Below are 20,545 nucleotides of genomic sequence, written 5' to 3'. Positions count from 1 at the left end.
GACCCATGTCCAGCCCTGTCCCCGGCACGCCCGTGCCCGCGCCCCGTCGGCGCCGCGCTGCGCTGACCCTGGTGGCCGCGGTCGCGCTGGGCACGACGCTCGCGACCGTCCCGAGCGACGCGGCCCAGCTCCCGCGCGTCGCGGTGAGCGCCACGCCCCGCGCGGTGCTCTCCGGCGACCCGGTCACCGTGGCCGTGCGCACCGCGAGCGTCGGCGCGAACGCCAAGGTGACGCTGCAGGGGCTCGAGACCTTCTCCCCCACGGCCCGCTGGACGTCGCTGACCTCGCAGGTGCTGGGTCGCGACGCCGCCGCCGACTTCCGCGCCACGCCGCGGGTGGGCATCACCCGCTACCGCGCCGTCGTCAACGACGGCGGCCGGTGGACCACCTCGCCCGAGGTCGCGGCTACCGGCGTCCCCCGCATCACCCCGACGCCGGTCGCCGAGGGCGCCGTCTACACGGTCACCGGGCACCTGCCGGTGTCCGGCGGCCCCGTGCACCTCCAGGAGCACCGCGCCGACACCTGGACCACCGTCGCCCAGGGCCAGGTCACGAGCGCGGGCTTCTTCCGCTTCTACCGCACCGCCGGCGCCACCACGACGGTGCGCGTCGCCGTACCGCCCACGAGCGCCCACCGCACCCTCATGAGCCCGCCGTCGCGGGTGCCCGTCACCGCCGCGCCGGTGCCGCCCGCCGCCGAGGCGCCGCGCATCGCGACGACCAGCCTGCCGCCGGGCCAGGTCGGGGCGGGGTACGACGCCACGCTCACCCTCGCCGCGCCCCGTCCGGGCTCGTGGTCGGCGACCGGGCTGCCCGCGGGCCTGGCCCTCGAGGCCGCCTACGGTCGGATCACCGGCACCCCGACGGCCGAGGGGACCAGCGACGTCGCGGTCACCTTCACCGCCGACGACGGCACGACCGCGTCGGCCACGTTCCCCCTCGCGATCACCGCGCCCGGCACCGACCCGGGTCCCGGCACGGGCCCCGCGCCCGGCGCCGCGATGCGCGGCCTGACCGCCGCCCAGGGCTGGGGCGGCACGGGCGACGTGTCCGCCGACGGCCGCTGGGTCGTGCACCTCGAGGGCGCGCCGATCTCGGCGCAGGACCTCAACGGCGGGCTCGACGTCGTGCTCCTCGACACCGTGAGCGGCGCCCGCCGCCTCGTCTCCCACGTCCCCGGCCAGCCAGCCCGCGCCGGCGACCAGCCGGCCGACGCGCCGGCCATCTCGGGCGACGGCAGCACGGTCGCCTACACCTCGTGGTCGACCACTGAGTCGCCCGGCACGCCCCGCGTCGTCGTGTGGGAGCGCGCCACGGGCGTCGCCACGACCCTGCCGCTCGGCGGGGGCGCCGGCGCCTCGACCGCCGCCGACCTCAGCCACGACGGCCGGTACGTCGCGTTCGAGCGCCACGCCCTCGACACCGCCACGGGGGCCATGACCAACCGCGGCATCAGCGTGCTCGACCGCACCACGGGGCAGGCGCGAACGGCCACCGCGGCCGCCGACAGCGACACCGGGGCCGACGGCACCGACCCGTCCATCAGCGCCGACGGCTCCCGGGTCGCCTTCACCTCGGCCCACGACGGCATGACGAGGGACGACACCGACAGCGCGCCCGACGTGTTCTTGTGGTCGCGCGACGCCGGCACCCCCGTCAGCCGCCTCTCGCGGCGCGCCACCTCGGGCGACGGCTGGAGCACCAGCCCGTCGATCTCCGCCGACGGCACCCGCGTCGCCTTCGTCTCGGACTCGGCGAGCCTGGTCGGCTCGGGCCCGGCCGGCGGCCACTGGCAGGTCTACCTGTGGGTGCAGGGCGCCGACGGCGTGCGCCGGCTCTCGGGCTCCGGCGGCGCGCCGGGCGACGGCCCCGCCAGCAACCCGGTGCTGTCCGCCGACGGCCGGCACGTCGCGTGGGGCGCGGCCGCACCGAACCAGCACCCCGCGACCGACGGCGCCGTCGACGACGCCTACCTCCTCGACCTCGCCGACTACGCCGTGACCCTGCTGTCGCAGCGGGCCTCGGGCGGCGCGGGCGGCGACGCCCCGTCGTTCCCCGTCGCGCTGTCGGCCGACGGCCGGTTCGCGGTCCTGTCGAGCTCGGCGACGAACCTGCTGGCCCCGGCGCAGCCTTGGCAGGACACCCGCACCTACCTGTGGGACCGCCTCGGCAGGCGCTGAGCGACCCGGCTCGCTACGGTGGCGCCATGAGCGCCGACCGCCGCTGGCCCCGCCAGGTGTACGGCGCGGGCACCGAGCCCGACCCGCGCTTCACCCTGGCCAACGAGCGCACCTTCCTCGCCTGGATCCGCACCGCGCTGGCCCTCGTCGCCTCCGGCGTCGCGGTCGACGCCGTGGACCTGGGCCTGGCCGAGCAGGTGCGGCTGCCCCTGGCCGTCGTGCTGGTCGGCCTCGGCGTGGTCTGCGCGCTCGGGGGCTGGGTGCGCTGGGCCCGCGTCGAGCGGGCGCTGCGCCGCTCCGCCCCGCTGCCCAGCTCGCCCCTGGGCGCGCTGCTGGCGCTGGGCGTGCTGGTGGCCGCGGTGCTCGTGCTGGTCTCGCTGCGGTGAGCAGCGGTCGCGACGACGCCGCCGCGGGACCCGGCTACGGCTCGCCCACGGCGTACCGGGACGACTCGGCCGCCCCCGAGCGCACCGCCCTCGCCTGGCAGCGCACCGCCCTCGCCCTCGTCGTGGCGGCCGCCGTGGTGGGCCGGCTGTCGTACGGCGACCTCGGCGTCCTGGCCGTCGTCGGGGCGCTCGTCGCCGCCCTCGCCGCGGTCGCCCTGCTGGCCTCCGCCCGTGTGCTGCGCCGCCCCGTGCACCGCCGCGACGGCACCGCCCCCCTCCTGGTGAGCGGGGCGGTGCTCGTGCTCGGCGCGGTCGAGCTCGCCGCCGTCGTGACCCGCTGACGCACCCCTCACACGAGCACGCCCTCCCGTCCGGCGTCGTCGCCGTCGAGCGCGCCGGCCGGGGTACGGCGTACCGGCACGACGCGCGCGCCCTGCTCCGGCTCCAGCCACACGGGGGTGCCGACGTCGAGCCCGAGGGCGCGGGCGAAGGTGCGGGTGAGGGTCACGACCACGTCGCTCCCCTCGTCGGCGGCGCCCTCGGGGCGCACGAAGAGGCGCACCTCGAAGCCGATCCGCAACGCGCGCACGACCGTGCCGGGCACTCCGCCGCGATCGGGCGAGGTGTGGACCTGCACGTCGTGCGGGCGGACGAGGTGGCCGTCGAGGGTGGTGACGTCGCCGAGGAAGCCCATGACGAACTCGTTGGCCGGCTCGTCGTAGAGGTCCTCGGGCGACCCGACCTGCTCGATGCGGCCGTGGTTGATGACGACGATCTCGTCGGCGACCTCGAGGGCCTCCTCCTGGTCGTGCGTCACGAACACGGTCGTCACGTGCACCTCGTCGTGCAGGCGGCGCAGCCAGTCGCGCAGCTCCTTGCGGACCTTCGCATCGAGGGCGCCGAACGGCTCGTCGAGCAGCAGCACCTTCGGCTCGACCGCGAGGGCGCGGGCCAGGGCCATGCGCTGGCGCTGCCCGCCCGAGAGCTGGGACGGCAGGCGGTCGGCGAACTGCTCGAGGTGCACGAGCTCGAGCAGCTCCTGCACCTTCGCCCGCACGTCCTTCTTGGGCCGCTTGCGGATCTCCAGGCCGAAGGCCACGTTCTTGGCCACCGTCATGTGCTTGAAGGCCGCGTAGTGCTGGAAGACGAAGCCGACGTCGCGACGCTGCGGCGGCAGCCGGGTCGCGTCGACACCCTCGATCTCGACGGTGCCGGCGTCGGCGACCTCGAGGCCCGCGATGATGCGCAGCAGCGTGGACTTGCCGCCGCCCGAGGGCCCGAGCAGCGCGGTGAGCCGCCCGGTGGGGATCGAGAGGTCGACGTCGCCGAGCGCGACGAAGTCCCCGTAGTGCTTGCTGATGCCGCGGACCTCGATGCTCATGCGCGGTCCTCCTTCGGTCGCAGGTAGGTGACCACCACCAGGGCGATGATCGAGATGAGGACGAGCACCAGGGCGACGGCGTACGCCGCGGGCTCGTTGAAGGCTCCGTACTCGTTCTGCACGAGCAGCGTCGCCGTCTCGCCGTTGAGCTCGGCGCCCTGGCTGACGATCTTGACCGCGCCGAACTCGCCGAGGGAGCGCGCCGCGGTGAGCACGACGCCGTACAGCACCGCCCACTTGATGGACGGCAGCGTGATGCGCCAGAAGGTCTGCCGGCCGTTCGCGCCGAGGCTGCGGGCGGCCTGCTCGGCGTCGGTGCCGATCTCCTCGAGCACCGGCACGACCTCGCGCACCACCAGCGGCAGGCTGACGAACGCGGTGGCCAGGATCAGGCCGGGCGTCGAGAAGATGACCTGCACCCCGACCGACTCCAGCGCGCCGCCGAACCAGCCGCGGGTGGAGCTGTAGGCCAGCACGAGCGCCAGGCCCACGACGACGGGCGAGACGCTGAGCGGCAGGTCCACCAGCACCGAGAGCGCCCGGCGGCCCCAGAAGCGGTAGCGCACGAGCAGCAGGGAGATGCCGACGCCGAACAGCGTGTTGGCCAGCACGGCCCAGAAGGCCACGGTCAGCGTCAGGTTGAACGCGTAGACCGTCGACGGCTCGGTGAGGCGCTCGAGGAACGGCCCGAGGCCGCCCGGGTCGCCGACCGGGAAGAGCGCCCGCTGCGCGACGAGCGAGACGGGCCACGCGACGAGCAGCAGCAGGTAGACGAGCACGAGCACGCGCAGCACGTAGGTGAGCGGCCCCCGGCGGCCGCGGCGCGTCAGGGTCGACTCAGCCACGGCGGGCCACCCGTCGGGACACGACGTCGAGCGTCGCGATCACCAGCGCCGAGACCAGGAGCAGGATGAACGCCACGGCGGCGGCGCTCGCGTAGCGGTCGCCCTCGATGAACTTGAGGATCCGCAGCGACGCCACCTCGGTCTCCCCCGGCACGTTGCCGGCGATGAGCACGAGTGAGCCGAACTCGCTGATCGCCCGGGCGAAGGCGAGCGACGCCCCCGCCGTGATCGCCGGCGCGAGGCTGGGGAGCACGATGCGGCGCAGGATCGTGGCGGGCGACGCGCCGAGGGAGGCGGCGGCCTCCTCGACGTCGGCGTCCAGCTCGATGAGCACCGGCTGCACGGTGCGCACCACGAACGGCAGCGTGACGAAGAGCAGGGCGAGGAAGATGCCCTGGCGGGTGCCCACGACGTTCACGCCGATCGGCCCCTGCGGCCCGTAGAGGCTCAGCAGCACCAGGCCGGCGACGATGGTGGGCAGCGCGAACGGCACGTCGATGACGACCTCGAGCACCCGCTTGCCGGGGAAGTCGTCGCGCACCAGCACCCAGGCGATGACCGTGCCCACCACGACGTTGACCGCGGCGACGCCGAGGGCCTCCGCGATGGTGAGGAGGAGAGCCGCGCGGGTGTCGGGCTCCGCGATGACGTCCACGAACGTGCCCCAGCCGCCCTCGAGCGCCGTGACGACCACGGCCGCCAGCGGCAGTAGGACGAGCAGGCTGAACCAGAGCATCGCGACGCCCAGGCCCAGGCCGGCCGCCGGGGTCAGGGCCTCGACGGCCCGCGGGCGGCGGCGCCCGGGCCGGGAGGCACCGGGGCCACCGGCCGGGCCGGAGCCCGGCGCGGCGGCCGTGAGGGTGGGCGTGCTCACCGCTGCGACGCCGCCCGGCGCAGCTGCTGCACGAGGGCCCCGTCGGCGAAGAACTTCTCGTCGACCGCGCGCCAGCCGCCGAAGTCGTCGGCGATCGTCAGCAGGTTCTCTGGGGTCGGGAACGGGTCGGACGGGTCGTTGGCGCCCTCGACCTCGATGCCCTCGACGCCGTCGACCACGGGGCGGAAGCCCTTCCTCACGAACTCGGTCTGGCCCTCGGTCGAGAGCACGAAGTCGAGCCAGTCCTGCGCCGCCGGGTGCGCGTCCACGGTGACGACGCCCGGGTTCTCGATGAGCAGGGTGGTGTCCGGCACGACGTAGTCGTAGGGCTTGCCCTCCTGGCGGGCCAGGATCGCCTCGTTCTCGTAGCTGATGAGCACGTTGCCGATGCCCTGGTCGAAGGCCTCCGTGGCCTCGCGGCCGCTTCCGGCCCACTGGGCGACGTTGCCGAAGACGTCGGTCAGGTACGCCGCCGCCTCCTCCTCGCTGCCGCGCTCCGTGATCGCGTGGCCGTAGGCGCCGAGGATGTTCCAGCGCGCGGAGCCCGAGGAGTCCGGGTCGGGCGTGATGATGCGGACGTCGTCGCGGGTCAGGTCGTCCCAGCCCCGGATGCCGTCGGGGTTGCCCTCCGGCACCACCAGGACGACGACGGAGTCCGACACGATCCCCCGCGTCTCGTTCCGGTTCCAGTCCTCCGCCACGATCCCGGCGTCGACCAGGCGGGTCACGTCGCCCTCGAGCGAGAAGTGCACGTAGTCGGCGTCGGCCCCGTCGACAACCTTGCGGCTCTGGTCGCCGGACGCGCCGTACGAGCCCGAGAAGGTGACGCCCTCGCCCTCGGGGGTCTCGACGAACCTGGCCTCGATGGCCTCGTTGGCGGCCTCGGGCACGGCGAATCCCACGACGAACAGCGGGCGGTCGTCGCCGCCGCCGCCGGACGCGCTGGCGCACGACGCGAGCGTCACGGCGAGCGACGTGGCGAGCGTGCCGACGAGGAGCGTGCGGCGGGTGGTGGAGTGCGGGGACATCTGGATGACACCTCTCGACGGGCGGGCGGACCGACCCTCTCGGGCGGGTCGGACCGGACAATGTCGAGAAGATTAGGAATCTTTGGTGCCTATGTCGGGAATGTCCGGTGGGTGGATGCCCCGCCGGGCGGGTGCGGGGTGCGGTAGGGAGCGCGCCTACCATCGGCCGGTGACCTCGACCCCTCCCGCCTCCCGCGCGGGAGCGGGCCTCGCGATGGGCGTGGGCGCCTACACCCTGTGGGGCGTCTTCCCGCTCTACTTCCCCCTCCTCGAGCCGGCCGGGCCCGCCGAGATCCTGGCCCAGCGCGTGCTCTGGTCGACGGTCGTCATGGGGCTGCTCGTGGTGCTGCTCCGGCGTACGACGCAGCTGCGGGCCCTGCTGCGCTCCCGGCGGCTGCTCGTGCTGCTGACCGTCGCGGCGCTCACCATCAGCGTGAACTGGGGCATGTTCATCTTCGGCGTGAGCACCGGACGGGTGCTCGAGGTGTCGCTGGGCTACTTCGTGAACCCGCTCGTCACCGTGATGATGGGCGTCCTGCTGCTCGGGGAGCGCCTGCGGCGGGCGCAGTGGGTGGCCGTCGGGGTCGCGGCGGTCGCCGTGGTCGTGCTGACTCTCGACTACGGCCGGCTGCCCTGGGTCGCGCTGTTGCTGGCCTTCAGCTTCGGCACCTACGGGCTGGTCAAGAAGACCGCCGACGTCGGCGCCGTCGAGAGCCTCGCGGTGGAGACGACGCTGCTCGCCCCGCTGGCCGCGGCGTACGTCGCGTGGCTGGCCGCCACGGGCGGCCTCGTGTTCGGCACCCAGGGCACGGGCCACGCGGTGGTCTTCGCGGCCAGCGGCATCATCACCGCGGTCCCGCTGATCCTCTTCGGCGGCGCCGCCACGCGGGTGCCGATGGTCGCGCTGGGCCTGCTGCAGTACCTGGCGCCGACGTTCCAGTTCGTGCTGGCGCTCACCTACTTCGGCGAGCACATGCCGGCGACGCGGTGGATCGGGTTCGTGCTGGTGTGGGTCGCCCTCGCCCTGTTCACCGCCGAGATGGTGACGCACCGGCGCCGACAGCTGCGGCTCGCGACCCGGGCCAGCACCGCCACCTGAGCCCTGATCCCGGTGGCACCGGGGCGTTCACCCGGGCTCCACCTGGGGTTCGCCGCTGCGCACGCGCGCCCTCCTAGGTTGCGCCGGACGGCGTCGCGACGGACGCGGCGTCCTGTGACAGAGGAGCGACCAGCCCCCATGACGCAGCACCTCTCGGAGCCCGCCTCCGCCCCCGCCTGCTGCGACGGCGCCGCCGACGCAGGCACCACCGCGACCTCCCCGACCGCGCCCGCCGGCCGACGCACCCTGCCGCTGTGGCGGCGGCAGGGCGGTCCCCACGGCTCGCGCAGCTGGGCCACGTGCTTCTACCGCTGCGGCAACGCGTGCGACAAGCCCGTGCCGAACACGACGGACAACGAGCACGTCCAGGACGTCATCACCAAGGCGATCAAGCGCCGCACCCTCCTCGGCGGTGCCGCCGCCGCCGGTGCCGGCGCCGTGGTGCTCGGCACCGCCGGTGCCGCCGCCGCGGCCGACAACCGCTGGGACGCCGGCGGCAGCACGGCCGGCGCCGTGCGCGGCAAGATGGTCTCGAACGACGCCTTCGCCGTCGTGCCCCCGAACAAGCGGGACGCGCTGACCGTGCCCCGCGGGTACGGCGCCGTCGTCGTCGCCGCGTGGGGCGACCCGGTCGCCCCGGGCGCGCCGCGCTTCGACGTCTACAAGCAGACCGCCGAGGCCGCCGCCCAGCAGTTCGGCTACAACAACGACTACGTCGGCGTCCTCAACATCACGCAGACGAAGGCGCTGCTCGTCGCCAACCACGAGTACACGAACGAGGAGCTGATGTTCCCGCCGGGCGTGTACACCGAGGAGGAGCAGCGTCGCATCGCGATCGCCTCCCACGGCATGAGCGTCATGGCGATCGAGCGCCGCTCGACCAGCCACGGCAACTGGGCGCCCAGCGCCGACCGCTCGCCGTACAACAAGCGGATCACCGGCGAGACGCCGTTCGCGGTCACCGGCCCGGTCGCCGGCCACGAGCGCCTGCGCACCACCGAGGACCCCGAGGGCATGACGATCCTCGGCACGCTCAACAACTGCGCCGGCGGCACGACGCCGTGGGGCACGGTGCTGTCGGGCGAGGAGAACTTCAACCAGTACTTCGGCACCACCGGCGAGATCCCGGCCGACCGCGCGACGGCGTTCGCGCGCTACGGCATCTCCGCCGAGGGCAGCCGCGGCTGGCACCTCACCTGGGACCGCTTCGACCTGGCCAAGGAGCCGAACGAGCCCAACCGCTTCGGCTGGATCGTCGAGGTCGACCCGCTGTGGCCCGACGCCGCGCCGGTCAAGCACACGATGCTCGGCCGCTTCAAGCACGAGGGCGCGAACGTGTACGTCGAGCGCAACGGCCGCGTCGTGGTCTACATGGGCGACGACGAGCGGGGCGACTACCTGTACAAGTTCGTCTCCGAGGGGCGCTACGACCCCGCCACCACGAACGCCGCCCGCGCGAAGAACAAGACCCTCCTCACCAAGGGCACGCTCTTCGTGGCCCGCCTCACGGGCGACGGCACGGCCGACAACCAGTGGGACGGCACCGGCGAGTGGATCCCGCTGACGAGCGACAACCGCAGCTACGTGCCCGGCTGGAGCGTCGCGGACGTCCTCATCGACACCCGCCTCGCCGCGGACACGGTCAACCCGACCAAGATGGACCGTCCCGAGGACGTGGAGCCCAACCTCGTCAACGGCCGCGTGTACGTCGCGCTCACCAACAACTCCAACCGCGGTTCGCGCTTCCCCGTCGACGAGGCCAACCCGGTCGGCACGTCGATGGTGCGCCCCTCGCTCGACGCCCCGTTGCAGCCGGCGAGCGGCAACCGCAACGGGTACGTGCTCGAGATGGAGGCCACCGGCTCCCACACGGGCGGCGCGTTCACGTGGCGCCTGCTGCTCGTCTGCGGCGACCCCGAGGCCCCGGAGACCTACTTCGCGGGCTTCCCGAAGAGCCGCGTCAGCCCGATCAGCTGCCCGGACAACGTCGCCTTCGACTCGGCCGGCAACCTGTGGGTCTCCACCGACGGCAACGCGCTGGGCTCGAACGACGGCATCTTCCGCGTGTTCGTCGACGGTCCCTACCGCGGCGCCACGCAGCAGTTCCTCACGACGCCGCTCGGCGCCGAGGCCTGCGGCCCGCTCATCACGCACGGCGACCGCTGCGTGTGGGTCGCGGTGCAGCACCCGGGTGAGGGCGGCACGTTCACCGAGCCCGCGGGCCTGTGGCCGCACACCAACCGCTACCCCCGCCCCGCGGTGGTCGTGACCTGGAAGGTCTGACCCGCAGCACCCGCACCACGACCGACGGGCCGCCGTCGGACCCCCGGGACGCGCCTCGTCCCGCCGGTCCGGCGGCGGCCCGTCCGCGTCGTGGGGGCGCCTCGGTGGTCGAGGTGGGTTGCCGCCCGGCGGCCGGTGGTCGAGGTGGGTTGCTCCGGCAACCCCTCGAGACCACGCTCAGGCGCGGGAGATGCTCACGCGCACGGTGGTGGAGCGCTCCGTCGACTCCACCTCCCAGTGGTCGCTGAGCGCCTCGACGAGGAGGAGGCCGCGGCCGCGCTGCTCGTCGTACGCCGCGTCGCGGGGCACGACGTGGGGTCCCCGCCCGCCGTCGGCACTGCTCGCGCCGGAGGCGGCGACAGCACCACCGGGGTGGCACTGGGGGCAGCGGGGGTCGGGGCCGCAGTCGGTGACGTGCAGCTCGAGCGCCTCGGGGCTCAGCCGCCAGCCCACCCGCAGCGTCTCGTTGGGGCAGGGGTAGCCGTGGTCCATGCAGTTGCTGACCAGCTCGTGGATGATGAGCGTCGCGTCCTCGACCAGGCTGCGGCGGGCCTCGTGGGCGTGCAGCTGGTTGCGCAGCAGCACCCTCGCCCAGTACGTCGTGCGCTCGGTGAACGGCAGCTCCGCGTCGAAGACCGTCAGGTCGCCGGCGGGCACTTCCCGGGCACCGCCTGCATCGACGGGGGGAGCGGTCACACGGGCCTCCCCGGTGCAGACGACGAGCCACGAGCCTAGCCCTCGCCGGGGCGCCGACCAAGCAGTCCGGCGTCCGGCCGGCGCCCGTCCGGCGTCCGTCCGCCGCCCGTCCGCCGGCTGGGCCCCGGGTGACGCGTCGCGACAGGGTCGTTAGGGTGGGTCGTCGTGCAGGAGATCGAGTTCGCGTCGACGTTCGACGCCGCCACGTCGACGGTCACCATCGTCGGCGGCGTCTACGACTTCCGCGACGTCGAGAAGCTGGACGCCGCCATCATGAGCGCGTCCGACGACCTCCGCACCTCCATCACCCTGGACCTCTCCGCCGCCCAGTTCTTCCCCAGCCTGGGCATCGGCACGCTGGTCGCGCTGCGGCGCCGGGCCCGCGCCCACGGCACCCAGATCCGGGTCGTCGCGGTCGAGGGCTCCATCGCCCACCGCGTGCTGACCGTGACCGGCGTGGAGTGCGAGCAGCCCGGCTGATCCCCGGCCCTCAGGCCGAGCGGGTCGCCACGACGTCGGCGAACGCCTCGAGCGCCTCGCGCACCGGGCCCTCCGGCAGCACCGTCAGGTGGGCCTTCGCCTCCTCGGCCATCGCCACGACGTACCCCCGCGCGCGGGCCAGCGCCGGGTGGGCACGCAGCAGCTCCAGCGCCTCGGCGTGCAGCGCGTCGTCGTGGGCCAGGTCGCTGACCGCCGGGTCGAGCAGCTCGCGCAGGCGCGCGTCGGCCGGGTCCTGCGCGGCCTGCACGTAGAGGACCGGCAGCGTCGGCACGCCCTCCTTGAGGTCGGTGCCCGGTGTCTTGCCCGACTCCACGGAGTCCGAGGCGATGTCGAGGATGTCGTCGGAGAGCTGGAACGCCGAGCCGACGATCTCGCCGTACGCCCCCAGCGCCTCGACGACCTCCGGGGAGGCGCCGGAGAACATGGCGCCGTACCGCGCGGAGGTGGCGATGAGCGAGCCGGTCTTGCCGGCGACGACGGCGAGGTGGTGCGCCACCGCGTCCTCGCCCGGGGCGGGCGGCACCGTCTCGAGGATCTGGCCCTCGACGAGCCGGGAGAACGTGCGCGCCTGGATGCGCACCGCCTCGGGCCCCAGGTCGGCCGTCAGCTCCGAGGAGCGGCCGAAGAGGAAGTCGCCGGTGAGGATCGCGACGTGGTTGCTCCACCGCGCGTTGGCGGAGTCGGCGCCGCGGCGCAGCAGCGCCTCGTCCATCACGTCGTCGTGGTAGAGCGACGCCAGGTGGGTGAGCTCGACGACGCACGCGGCGGTCTCGACCTCGGGCGCGTCGGGACGCTCCCCGACCTCGGCGGCCAGCAGCACGAGCAGCGGCCGGAAGCGCTTGCCGCCGGCCGACATGAGGTGGGCGGCGGCCTCGCTGACGAAGGGCGCCGAGCCCTGCACGTGCTCGGCCAGGGCCTCCTCGATCACGGCCAGGCGCTCGCGCAGCCGGTCCGCCAGGGCGGCGTCGGTGACGGGGAGGGCCAGGCCGGCTGCGATGGGGCTCACCTGAGGAATGATCCCGCATGCCCCGCGAGGTCGAGCAGCGGGCCCGGGACCACCCCGAGCGCGACCGTCGCGACGAGCGCGAGGCCGATGGTGACGGAGGTCGCCGGGGACGGGACGACCACGGCCGGCGGGTCCGCCGGCGGGTCGGCGAAGAACATCACCACGATGTGGCGCACGTAGAAGTAGACCGCGACGATGCTGCAGGTCACCGCCACCGCGACCACCGGCCAGGCCCCCGCGCTCGCGGCGACCGCGAAGACCGACCACTTGCCGACGAAGCCGGCCGTGAGCGGAATGCCGGCCAGGCTCAGCAGGAACACCGCGAAGGTCCCGGCGACCAGCGGCGACGTGCGTCCCAGGCCCGCCCAGCGGGCGACGTCGCCCGCCTCCCCACCGGGGTCGCGCACGAGCGTCGTGACGGCGAAGATGCCGACCGTGGCGACGCCGTACGTCGCGAGGTAGAACAACACCGCCTGCAGCGAGCTGACCTGGCCCTCGCCGAGGTCGCCGGCCGCGCGCAGGCCGAGCACGCCGGTCAGCAGGAAGCCGGTGTGGGCGATCGAGGAGTAGGCCAGCAGCCGCTTGACCTCGGTCTGTCCCACGGCGAGCACGACGCCCGCGACCATCGTGAGGATCGAGACGACCCACAGCAGCGGCGTCCAGTTCCAGCGGGCGTCGCCGAGACCGACGTGCAGCAGGCGCAGGATCGCGCCGAACGCGGCGATCTTCGTGGCCGCCGCCATGAAGGCCGTGACCGCCGTCGGGGCGCCCTGGTAGACGTCCGGCGTCCACGCGTGGAAGGGCACGGCGCCGACCTTGAAGAACAGGCCGACGAGCACGAGCGCCGTGCCGGCCAGCAGCAGCACCTCCGGGCCGGTGCCCGCGCGCACCGACGCCGCGATGCCCGCGAGCGAGAGGGTGCCGGCGTACCCGTAGAGCAGCGCCGCGCCGTAGACGAAGAAGCCCGAGGAGTAGGCGCCGAGGAGGAAGTACTTCATCGCCGCCTCCTGGCTCAGCAGGCGCCGGCGCCGGGCCAGGCCGCAGAGCAGGTAGAGCGGCAGCGAGAGGACCTCGAGGGCCACGAACATCGTCAGCAGGTCGCCGGCCGCGGCGAACAGCATCATCCCGGCGAGCGCGAAGACCAGCAGCGGGTAGACCTCGGTGTGCTCCCACCGCTCGTACGACGGGGCCTCCCCCGCCGCGCCGCCCGCGTCGCCCGCTCCCCCGGCGGGCGAGGCGGAGGCACCGGGCGGCACCGAGGCCTGGCCCGCGAAGACCGGCAGGCCGGCGTCGACGCGGCGCTCGGCGAAGAGCAGCAGCCCGCCGGCGGCCACCACGACGAGGAGGCCCCACAGGAAGACCGTCGGGCCGTCGACGACGACCGCGCCCGCGGCCGTCACCTCGCCCCGGGCGGCGCCGTCGCCCCGCTCGGTGAGGTCGGCGCCGACGACGATCGTGCCGACGAGGGCCGCCAGCAGACCCGCGCCGGCGAGGCCGGCCTGGAGGAGCCGGCGCACCGAGCGCGGGGCGAACGCCTCGACGCCCACGCCCACCAGCGCCGTGCCGAACACGACGAGCAGGGGCCACAGCTGTGCCCACGCGAACTCCGGGGCCGTGAACTCGCCACCCATGTCAACGACCTCCCTGCTCGCTGTCGGCCGCGGGCACGTCGGGCCCGTCGTCGGCCGGTCCGCCGTGCTCGCCCACGTGCTCGAGCACCACCTGCGTGGTGGGCTCGACGACGTCGGTGAGCAGCGACGGGAAGAACCCGAGACCCACGAGGGCCACGACGAGCGGCACGAGCACGCCGACCTCGCGGCGGTCGAGGTCGCCCGCGACGACCGGGGTGCCGCGCAGCGGGCCCGTCATCGTGCGCTGGTAGGCCCACAGCACGTAGACCGCGGCCAGCACGATGCCGGTGACGGCGATCGCGCCGGCGTACCAGGCGTAGTCGAAGGCCGCCAGCGTCACGAGGAACTCCGAGACGAAGGGCGCGAGCCCCGGCAGGCCGAGCGTCGCCATGCCGGCGACCAGGAACAGCCCGGCCAGCACGGGGGCGGCCTTCTCCATTCCGCCCATCGCGGCGATCGAGGCGGTGCCCGAGCGCCGGATCGCGAACCCGGCGACGAGGAACAGCGCGGCGGTCGCGATGCCGTGGTTGACCATGTAGAGGATCGCTCCGGTGTGGCCCTGGTCGGTGAGCACGAAGATGCCGAGCACGATGAAGCCGAAGTGCGACAGCGACGTCAGGCCGACGAGGCGCAGCAGGTCGTCCTGCCCGATGGCGACGAGCGCGCCGTACACGATCGAGATGAGCGCCAGCGTCACGACCGCGGGCGTCGCCCACACCGAGGCCTCGGGGAACAGGCCCAGGCAGAACCGGATCATCCCGTAGGTGCCGATCTTGTCGAGGATGCAGATGAGCAGCACGCTCGTGCCCGGCGTCGCCGCCTGCGTGGTGTCCGCCAGCCAGGTGTGCACCGGGAACAGCGGCGCCTTCACGGCGAACGCGACGAAGAAGCCGAGAAACAGCCAGCGGCCCATGCCCTCGGACAGGTCGAGCGCGGCCAGGTCGTCGACGAGGTACGACGGCGCCCCCTGCTGCGCGGAGACCACGTAGAGCCCCACGACGCTCAGCAGCATCACGAGGCCGCCGGCGAGCTGGTAGACGAGGAACTTCGTCGCCGCCCGGGCCCGCCCGGGGCCGCCGAAGCCGCCCACCAGGAAGTACGCCGGGATCAGCGTCGCCTCGAAGACCACGTAGAAGAGGAAGACGTCGGTGGCGAGGAAGACGGCCAGGGCGGCGGCCTCGAGGCCCAGCACCCAGGCCGCGAAGCTGCCGGTGCGGCCGTCGGCCTCGCCGGTGCGCCACTCGGCGACGAGCACGATCGGCACGAGCACCACGGTCAGCAGCACCATGACGAGGGCGAGCCCGTCGACGCCGAGCGCGAGGTGCGCGCCGACGGGGCCGATCCACTCGTGCTCGGTGGTGAGCTGCATCCCGGAGCCGGAGTGGTCGTAGGACAGCGTCACCGCGACGGCGACGCCGAGGGTGGCGAGGGCGCCGACGAGCCCGACGAGGCGGGCGGAGGTCGCGCCACCGCGGCCGAGGACGGCGGCGGCGACGGCGCCGACGAGGGGGACGAGGACGAGGGCGAGCAGCATCACCAGCTCACCGCCACCATGGCGAGGACGACGATCACGGCACCTCCGAGCACCGACAGGGCGTACGTGCGGACGTAACCGTTCTGCGCGCGCCGGAGCACGTCCGAGAGCGCGCCGACGAGGCCGGATCCGCCCTCGACGACGCCGTCGACGCCGTGCCGGTCGGTGGCCACGAGGCCGCGGACCAGGGCGCCGCCCGGCGCCACGACCAGGCCGTGGTTGAACGCGTCGCCGTAGAGGTCGGCGCGGGCGGCCCGGGTCGCGAACGAGACGTCGCGGGGGGCCTCGCGCGGCACCGGGCGTCGCCCGACGAGCAGGACGGCGACGGCCACACCCACGGCGACGACGGCGGTGACGAGCAGCGTGATCACCCAGACCGGCACGGGCAGCTCGTGGTGCTCCACCGGGCCGACCACCGGGGTCAGCCAGTCGACGATCCAGTCGCCCAGCAGCAGGAGGCCGCCGAGCACCGAGAGGGCGGCGAGCACCAGCAGCGGCACCGTCATCACCTTCGGGGACTCGTGCGGGTGCACGCCGGGCTCCCAGCGGGCCTCGCCGAAGAACGTCATGAGCATGAGGCGGGTCATGTAGAACGCGGTCACCCCGGCGCCGACCAGCGCGGCCGCGCCGACGAGGTAGTTCTCCCCGATCGCGGCCTCGACGATCTTGTCCTTGCTCCAGAACCCGGAGAAGCCCGGGAATCCGATGATGGCGAGGTAGCCCATCGCGAAGGTCAGGAACGTGACCGGCATGGCGCGCCGCAGCGCCCCGTAGTGCCGCATGTCCACGTCGTCGCCGGTCCCGTGCATCACCGAGCCGGCGCCCAGGAACATGTTGGCCTTGAAGAAGCCGTGCGTGAGCAGGTGGAAGATCGCGAAGGCGTAGCCCGCGGGGCCGAGGCCCGCGGCGAGCATCATGTAGCCGATCTGGCTCATCGTGGAGCCGGCCAGCACCTTCTTGATGTCGTCCTTCGCGCAGCCGATGACCGCACCCCACAGCAGCGTCACGCAGGCGACGACCACGACGGCCGTCTGCGCCACCGGCGCGTTCTCGAACACGAAGTTGGACCGCGTCACCAGGTAGACGCCGGCGGTCACCATCGTGGCCGCGTGGATGAGGGCGGAGACCGGGGTCGGGCCCTCCATGGCGTCGAGCAGCCAGGCCTGCAGCGGCACCTGCGCCGACTTGCCGCAGGCGCCGAGGAGCAGCAGCAGGCCGATCGCGGTCATCGTCGACTCGGTGGCCTCCCCCGCGGCGGCGCTGACGCCGGCGAACGCGGTGGTGCCGAAGGTGACGAACATCAGCATGATCGCGAGGCTCATGCCGATGTCGCCGACGCGGTTGATCACGAAGGCCTTCTTGGCGGCGGCCGCGGCGCTCGGCTTGTGCTGCCAGAACCCGATGAGCAGGTACGACGCGAGCCCGACGCCCTCCCAGCCGAGGAAGAGGCCCAGGTAGTCGGCCGCCAGGACGAGCAGCAGCATCGCGGCGACGAAGAGGTTGAGGTAGCCGAAGAAGCGCCGCCGGCGCGGGTCGTGCGCCATGTAGCCGATCGAGTAGACGTGGATCAGCGTGCTGACGCCGGTGATGAGCAGCAGGAACAGCGCCGACAGGGGGTCGTAGAGCAGATCCATGCCCACGCGGTAGTCCCCGACGGAGATCCAGTCCCACAGGTGTCGGCCGACCTGCCGGTCGCCCTCGTCGCGGCCCAGCAGCGCCACGAGCATCGCGACGGAGAGCGCGAACGAGGCGGCGACGGTCGCCGTACCGAGCAGGTGGCCCCAGCGGTCGGTGCGCCGGCCGCCGACGAGCAGCACCAGCGCGCCGGCCAGCGGCAGCGCGATGACCAGCCAGACGAGGCCGAGCACGCCGTCGGCCGCGCCGGGGTCGACGAGCGGGACGGAGTGGTGGCCGCCCTCGGCGGCCAGGGGGAGCGTCGCGATCACGGCTGCCCTCTCAGTACTTCAGCAGGCTGGCGTCGTCGACCGAGGCCGAGCGGCGGGAGCGGAAGATCGTCATGATGATGGCGAGCCCGACGACCACCTCGGCGGCGGCGACGACCATGACGAAGAAGGCCGCGACCTGGCCCTCGAGGTTGCCGTGCTGCTTCGCGAAGACCACGAGCGCCAGGTTCGAGGCGTTGAGCATCAGCTCGACGCACATGAACACGACGATGGCGTTGCGGCGCAGCAGCACCCCGACGGCGCCGATGCTGAAGAGGATCGCGGAGAGCACGAGGTAGGGCGTCAGGTCGTCCATCACGCGTCACCTCCCCCGGGTGCGCCCTGCGGCGCCCCGTCGGGCGAACCGTCGCGGGGGCCGTCGTCGGCACGGTCGGCGCGGGCCCGGCCGGCGTCGCCCGTGGCCTGCGTGTCGCCGGAGCGGCGGCGGCGCGGGTCGCCGGACGCGCGGTCGTGGTCGGCGGCCTCGAGCTGGCCGACGACGGCGTCGACGTCGCGGTACGCCGGGGTGCTGCGGACCGTGCCCCGCGCCGAGATGATCGTCGGCACGGAGCTCTCCGCCGGCGTGCCGTCGGGCAGCAGAGCGGGGGTGTCGACGGCGTTGTGCCGGGCGTAGACGCCGGGCGCCGCCTTCGGGCCCAGGTGCTCGCCGCCCTCGCCGTACGAGCGCACCCGCGCGCGGGCCCGGTCGGCCTGCGTCTCGCGGGGCGTGAGGCGCTCGCGGTGGGCGAGCACCATCGCGCCCAGCGCGGCGGTGATGAGCAGCGCCGCCGTGGCCTCGAAGGCGAGCACGTAGCGGGAGAACAGCACGTCGGCGAGGCCCTCGATGTTGCCGCCCTCGTTGGCGCCCTCGAGGCCGACCGCCGTGCCCAGCGTGACCTGGCCGAGCAGCACGCCGACGAGCAGCGCGAAGGCGCCGCCGACGACGACCGCGAGCACGCGCTGGCCCCGGATCGTCTCGACCACGGAGTCCGACGCGTCGACGCCGACGAGCATGAGCACGAAGAGGAACAGCATCATGATCGCGCCCGTGTAGACGACGATCTGCACGGCGAAGAGGAACGGGGCCTCGAGCGCGGCGTACAGGACCGCGAGTCCGATCATGACGACGGCGAGCAGCAGCGCGGCGTGCACGGCCTTGCGCACGAACAGCACGCCGAGCGCCGCCGCCACCATCACGGGGGCGAGCAGCCAGAAGGCGATCATCGACCACCCTCCGGGACGGTCATCTTCTCGCCGGGCTCGGGCACGGAGAACGCGCCGCGGTAGTAGTCGCCCGCGTCGTCGCCGAGGCGCATCGGGTGCGGCGGCTGCTCCATGCCCTCGGCCAGCGGCGCGAGCAGCTCGGACTTCTCGTAGATGAGCGACTCGCGGTCGTCGTCGGCCAGCTCGTACTCGTTCGTCATCGTCAGCGCCCGCGTCGGGCAGGCCTCGATGCACAGCCCGCAGAGGATGCAGCGCAGGTAGTTGATCTGGTAGACGCGGCCGTAGCGCTCACCGGGGCTGTAGCGCTCCGCCTCGGTGTTCTCCGCGCCCTCGACGTAGATCGCGTCCGCCGGGCAGGCCCAGGCGCACAGCTCGCAGCCGATGCACTTCTCCAGCCCGTCGGGGTAGCGGTTGAGCTGGTGGCGGCCGTGGAAGCGGGGCGCGGTGGGCTTCTTCTCCCGCGGGTACTGCTCCGTGACCGGCTTGCGGAACATCGTCGTCAGGGTGACCCCGAACCCGGCGACCGGGTCCCAGACCTGCTCCTTGATCGACGCGGCGCCCGACGGGCTGCGGCGGGGCTCCTGGTCGGACATCAGCTCTCCTCCTCGGCGCCGGACCGCACGGGTCCGGGCGCGTGGGTGAACGTGAGCGGCGCGGCCGCGCCGCGGACGGCGCCGCCGGACGGCATCGGGGGGACGGGGTAGGCACCGGTGCCGTGGGCCGGGGCGGGCACGCCGGTGCCGTCGTCGGCGCCGTCGGACCCGTCGCCGGGCCCGTCGTCGGAGCCCGAGGGCAGCAGGAACGTCAGCGCCAGCAGCACGACCGCGACCGTGCCGAAGACCAGCATCAGCGTGCGGCGGTCGACCGCGTCGTCGTTGAGCACGAGGCGCATGACGGCCGCGACGACGACCCAGGCCAGCGCGACGGGGATGAGGCGCTTCCACCCGAAGTCCATGAACTGGTCGTAGCGCAGCCGCGGCAGGGTGCCGCGCAGCCAGACGAACAGGAACATGAAGAAGAAGACCTTGCCGAAGAACCACAGCAGCGGCCAGTAGCCCTCGTTGGCGCCCTCCCACAGGGTGCCGATGCCGAAGGGGGCGCGCCAGCCGCCGAGGAACAGCGTCGTGGCCAGGGCCGAGACGGTGACCATGTTGATGTACTCGGCGAGGAAGAACAGCGCGAACTTCAGCGAGCTGTACTCGGTGTGGAAGCCGCCGACCAGCTCGCCCTCGGCCTCGGGGAGGTCGAAGGGCGCGCGGTTGACCTCGCCGACCATGGCGATGCAGTAGACGACGAACGCCGGCGCCATCGAGAACGCGTACCAGACGTCGCTCTGCGCCTCGACGATCTCCGAGGTCGACGCGGACCCCGCGTACAGGAACACGCTGACCAGCGCGAGGCCCATCGCGACCTCGTAGGAGATCATCTGGGCGCTCGAGCGCAGGCCGCCGAGCAGCGAGTACGTCGAGCCGCTCGACCAGCCGCCGAGCACGATGCCGTAGATGCCGATCGACGCGATCGCCATCACGAAGAGGACCGCGACCGGCATGTCGGTCAGCTGCAGCGGCGTCACGGTGTCGGTGAACGGGATCCGCACCTCGGGCCCGAACGGGATGACCGCGAAGGTCACGAACGCCGGCACGACGCAGATGACGGGGGCCAGCACGAAGACGACCTTGTCGGCCGCCTTGGGGATGATGTCCTCCTTCAGCGCGAGCTTCACGCCGTCGGCGAGGCTCTGCAGCAGGCCGAAGGGGCCGTGCATGTTCGGGCCGATGCGGTGCTGCATCCGGGCGACCACGCGACGCTCGAACCAGATGTTGAACAAGGTCAGCAGCACGAGCACCACGAAGATGAGCACCGCCTTGAGCAGCACCACCCAGATCGAGTCGTCGCCGAAGGCCTCCAGCGCCATCGGGGTCGGCGCCCCGAGG

General features: G+C 73.6%; 19 protein-coding genes. 6 read left to right on the top strand and 13 right to left on the bottom strand.

The annotated features are described in order from the left end of the window. The first annotated feature begins 5 nt into the window (after positions 1–5). From ACOACO_RS05780 to ACOACO_RS05770, 3 genes are read left to right on the top strand one after another with little or no spacing between them, the layout of a single operon-like run. Entirely contained in the window at positions 6–2,180 is a 2,175-nt protein-coding gene (locus tag ACOACO_RS05780; protein ID WP_420295285.1) for a TolB family protein, read from the top strand. A 26-nt stretch (positions 2,181–2,206) separates the two neighbouring features. Next, positions 2,207–2,566, top strand: a complete 360-nt coding sequence (locus ACOACO_RS05775) for a YidH family protein (RefSeq protein ID WP_420295284.1) — start codon at positions 2,207–2,209, stop codon at positions 2,564–2,566. Then, on the top strand, positions 2,563–2,907 hold the full coding sequence (locus ACOACO_RS05770) for a DUF202 domain-containing protein (RefSeq protein WP_420295283.1): 345 nt from the start codon (positions 2,563–2,565) through the stop codon (positions 2,905–2,907). The genes ACOACO_RS05775 and ACOACO_RS05770 overlap by 4 nt, the downstream gene beginning before the upstream one ends. An 8-nt stretch (positions 2,908–2,915) precedes the next feature. On the opposite strand, the gene ACOACO_RS05765 is transcribed toward ACOACO_RS05770, so the two are convergent. From ACOACO_RS05765 to ACOACO_RS05750, 4 genes are read right to left on the bottom strand one after another with little or no spacing between them, the layout of a single operon-like run. Then, positions 2,916–3,947, bottom strand: coding sequence for a sulfate/molybdate ABC transporter ATP-binding protein (locus ACOACO_RS05765; protein WP_420295282.1), 1,032 nt, complete (start codon positions 3,945–3,947; stop codon positions 2,916–2,918). Then, a complete protein-coding gene (locus tag ACOACO_RS05760) occupies positions 3,944–4,792 on the bottom strand; it encodes a sulfate ABC transporter permease (protein ID WP_420295281.1) in 849 nt (282 codons plus the stop codon). Before ACOACO_RS05760 ends, ACOACO_RS05765 begins: the two co-directional genes overlap by 4 nt. Then, positions 4,785–5,666, bottom strand: coding sequence for a sulfate ABC transporter permease subunit CysT (cysT, locus tag ACOACO_RS05755; protein ID WP_420295280.1), 882 nt, complete (start codon positions 5,664–5,666; stop codon positions 4,785–4,787). Before cysT ends, ACOACO_RS05760 begins: the two co-directional genes overlap by 8 nt. After that, positions 5,663–6,694 carry an extracellular solute-binding protein gene (locus ACOACO_RS05750; RefSeq protein ID WP_420295279.1) on the bottom strand — a complete coding sequence of 344 codons (1,032 nt, stop codon included), beginning with the start codon at positions 6,692–6,694 and terminating at the stop codon, positions 5,663–5,665. Before ACOACO_RS05750 ends, cysT begins: the two co-directional genes overlap by 4 nt. 169 nt (positions 6,695–6,863) lie before the next feature. Here ACOACO_RS05750 and rarD point away from each other — a divergent pair, with 169 nt between their 5' ends. Together rarD and ACOACO_RS05740 are read left to right on the top strand one after the other, a co-directional pair. Next, entirely contained in the window at positions 6,864–7,793 is a 930-nt protein-coding gene (rarD, locus tag ACOACO_RS05745) for an EamA family transporter RarD (RefSeq protein ID WP_420295278.1), read from the top strand. A 138-nt stretch (positions 7,794–7,931) separates the two neighbouring features. Continuing rightward, complete coding sequence (locus tag ACOACO_RS05740; protein ID WP_420295277.1) at positions 7,932–10,076, top strand: PhoX family protein; 2,145 nt, start codon at positions 7,932–7,934, stop codon at positions 10,074–10,076. Positions 10,077–10,253: 177 nt separating this feature from the next. Here the strand turns inward: ACOACO_RS05740 and ACOACO_RS05735 are convergent, their stop codons facing one another. Next, positions 10,254–10,772, bottom strand: a complete 519-nt coding sequence (locus tag ACOACO_RS05735; protein ID WP_420295276.1) for an ATP-binding protein — start codon at positions 10,770–10,772, stop codon at positions 10,254–10,256. Positions 10,773–10,937: 165 nt separating this feature from the next. Between ACOACO_RS05735 and ACOACO_RS05730 the strand changes: the two genes are divergently transcribed. Next, positions 10,938–11,252, top strand: a complete 315-nt coding sequence (locus ACOACO_RS05730) for an STAS domain-containing protein (RefSeq protein WP_420295275.1) — start codon at positions 10,938–10,940, stop codon at positions 11,250–11,252. Positions 11,253–11,262: 10 nt separating this feature from the next. Here the strand turns inward: ACOACO_RS05730 and ACOACO_RS05725 are convergent, their stop codons facing one another. The 8 genes from ACOACO_RS05725 to nuoH form a co-directional block, all read right to left on the bottom strand. Further along, entirely contained in the window at positions 11,263–12,279 is a 1,017-nt protein-coding gene (locus ACOACO_RS05725; protein ID WP_420295274.1) for a polyprenyl synthetase family protein, read from the bottom strand. Continuing rightward, a complete protein-coding gene (nuoN, locus tag ACOACO_RS05720) occupies positions 12,276–13,910 on the bottom strand; it encodes an NADH-quinone oxidoreductase subunit NuoN (protein ID WP_420295273.1) in 1,635 nt (544 codons plus the stop codon). The genes ACOACO_RS05725 and nuoN overlap by 4 nt, the downstream gene beginning before the upstream one ends. 1 nt (position 13,911) lies before the next feature. Then, a complete protein-coding gene (locus ACOACO_RS05715; protein WP_420296306.1) occupies positions 13,912–15,444 on the bottom strand; it encodes an NADH-quinone oxidoreductase subunit M in 1,533 nt (510 codons plus the stop codon). Further along, the gene (nuoL, locus tag ACOACO_RS05710; RefSeq protein ID WP_420296305.1) at positions 15,444–17,312 is read right to left on the bottom strand and encodes an NADH-quinone oxidoreductase subunit L; all 1,869 of its coding nucleotides are present in this window, start codon (positions 17,310–17,312) and stop codon (positions 15,444–15,446) included. The genes ACOACO_RS05715 and nuoL overlap by 1 nt, the downstream gene beginning before the upstream one ends. 88 nt (positions 17,313–17,400) lie before the next feature. After that, the gene (gene nuoK, locus ACOACO_RS05705; protein WP_420295272.1) at positions 17,401–17,703 is read right to left on the bottom strand and encodes an NADH-quinone oxidoreductase subunit NuoK; all 303 of its coding nucleotides are present in this window, start codon (positions 17,701–17,703) and stop codon (positions 17,401–17,403) included. After that, complete coding sequence (locus ACOACO_RS05700) at positions 17,703–18,611, bottom strand: NADH-quinone oxidoreductase subunit J (RefSeq protein ID WP_420295271.1); 909 nt, start codon at positions 18,609–18,611, stop codon at positions 17,703–17,705. Before ACOACO_RS05700 ends, nuoK begins: the two co-directional genes overlap by 1 nt. Further along, positions 18,608–19,204 carry an NADH-quinone oxidoreductase subunit NuoI gene (nuoI, locus tag ACOACO_RS05695; RefSeq protein ID WP_420295270.1) on the bottom strand — a complete coding sequence of 199 codons (597 nt, stop codon included), beginning with the start codon at positions 19,202–19,204 and terminating at the stop codon, positions 18,608–18,610. Before nuoI ends, ACOACO_RS05700 begins: the two co-directional genes overlap by 4 nt. Next, complete coding sequence (gene nuoH / locus ACOACO_RS05690) at positions 19,204–20,526, bottom strand: NADH-quinone oxidoreductase subunit NuoH (protein WP_420296304.1); 1,323 nt, start codon at positions 20,524–20,526, stop codon at positions 19,204–19,206. The genes nuoI and nuoH overlap by 1 nt, the downstream gene beginning before the upstream one ends. Positions 20,527–20,545 lie beyond the last annotated feature (19 nt).

Source organism: Nocardioides sp. CPCC 205120 (assembly GCF_048654585.1).
Lineage (GTDB): Bacteria > Actinomycetota > Actinomycetes > Propionibacteriales > Nocardioidaceae > Nocardioides.
The sequence above is the reverse complement of the archived record's forward strand: the minus strand, read 5'-3'. Positions and strand labels throughout refer to the sequence as shown.

Excerpts from the sequence above, each read along its gene's own strand:
- nuoH (WP_420296304.1), bottom strand. The coding sequence starts at position 20,526 with ATGGCGCTGGAGGCCTTCGGCGACGACTCGATCTGGGTGGTGCTGCTC.
- ACOACO_RS05765 (WP_420295282.1), bottom strand. The coding sequence starts at position 3,947 with ATGAGCATCGAGGTCCGCGGCATCAGCAAGCACTACGGGGACTTCGTC.
- ACOACO_RS05700 (WP_420295271.1), bottom strand. The coding sequence starts at position 18,611 with ATGATCGCCTTCTGGCTGCTCGCCCCCGTGATGGTGGCGGCGGCGCTC.
- ACOACO_RS05740 (WP_420295277.1), top strand. The coding sequence starts at position 7,932 with ATGACGCAGCACCTCTCGGAGCCCGCCTCCGCCCCCGCCTGCTGCGAC.
- ACOACO_RS05780 (WP_420295285.1), top strand. The coding sequence starts at position 6 with ATGTCCAGCCCTGTCCCCGGCACGCCCGTGCCCGCGCCCCGTCGGCGC.
- nuoN (WP_420295273.1), bottom strand. The coding sequence starts at position 13,910 with ATGGGTGGCGAGTTCACGGCCCCGGAGTTCGCGTGGGCACAGCTGTGG.
- ACOACO_RS05750 (WP_420295279.1), bottom strand. The coding sequence starts at position 6,694 with ATGTCCCCGCACTCCACCACCCGCCGCACGCTCCTCGTCGGCACGCTC.
- nuoK (WP_420295272.1), bottom strand. The coding sequence starts at position 17,703 with ATGGACGACCTGACGCCCTACCTCGTGCTCTCCGCGATCCTCTTCAGC.
- nuoI (WP_420295270.1), bottom strand. The coding sequence starts at position 19,204 with ATGTCCGACCAGGAGCCCCGCCGCAGCCCGTCGGGCGCCGCGTCGATC.
- ACOACO_RS05775 (WP_420295284.1), top strand. The coding sequence starts at position 2,207 with ATGAGCGCCGACCGCCGCTGGCCCCGCCAGGTGTACGGCGCGGGCACC.
- ACOACO_RS05715 (WP_420296306.1), bottom strand. The coding sequence starts at position 15,444 with ATGCTGCTCGCCCTCGTCCTCGTCCCCCTCGTCGGCGCCGTCGCCGCC.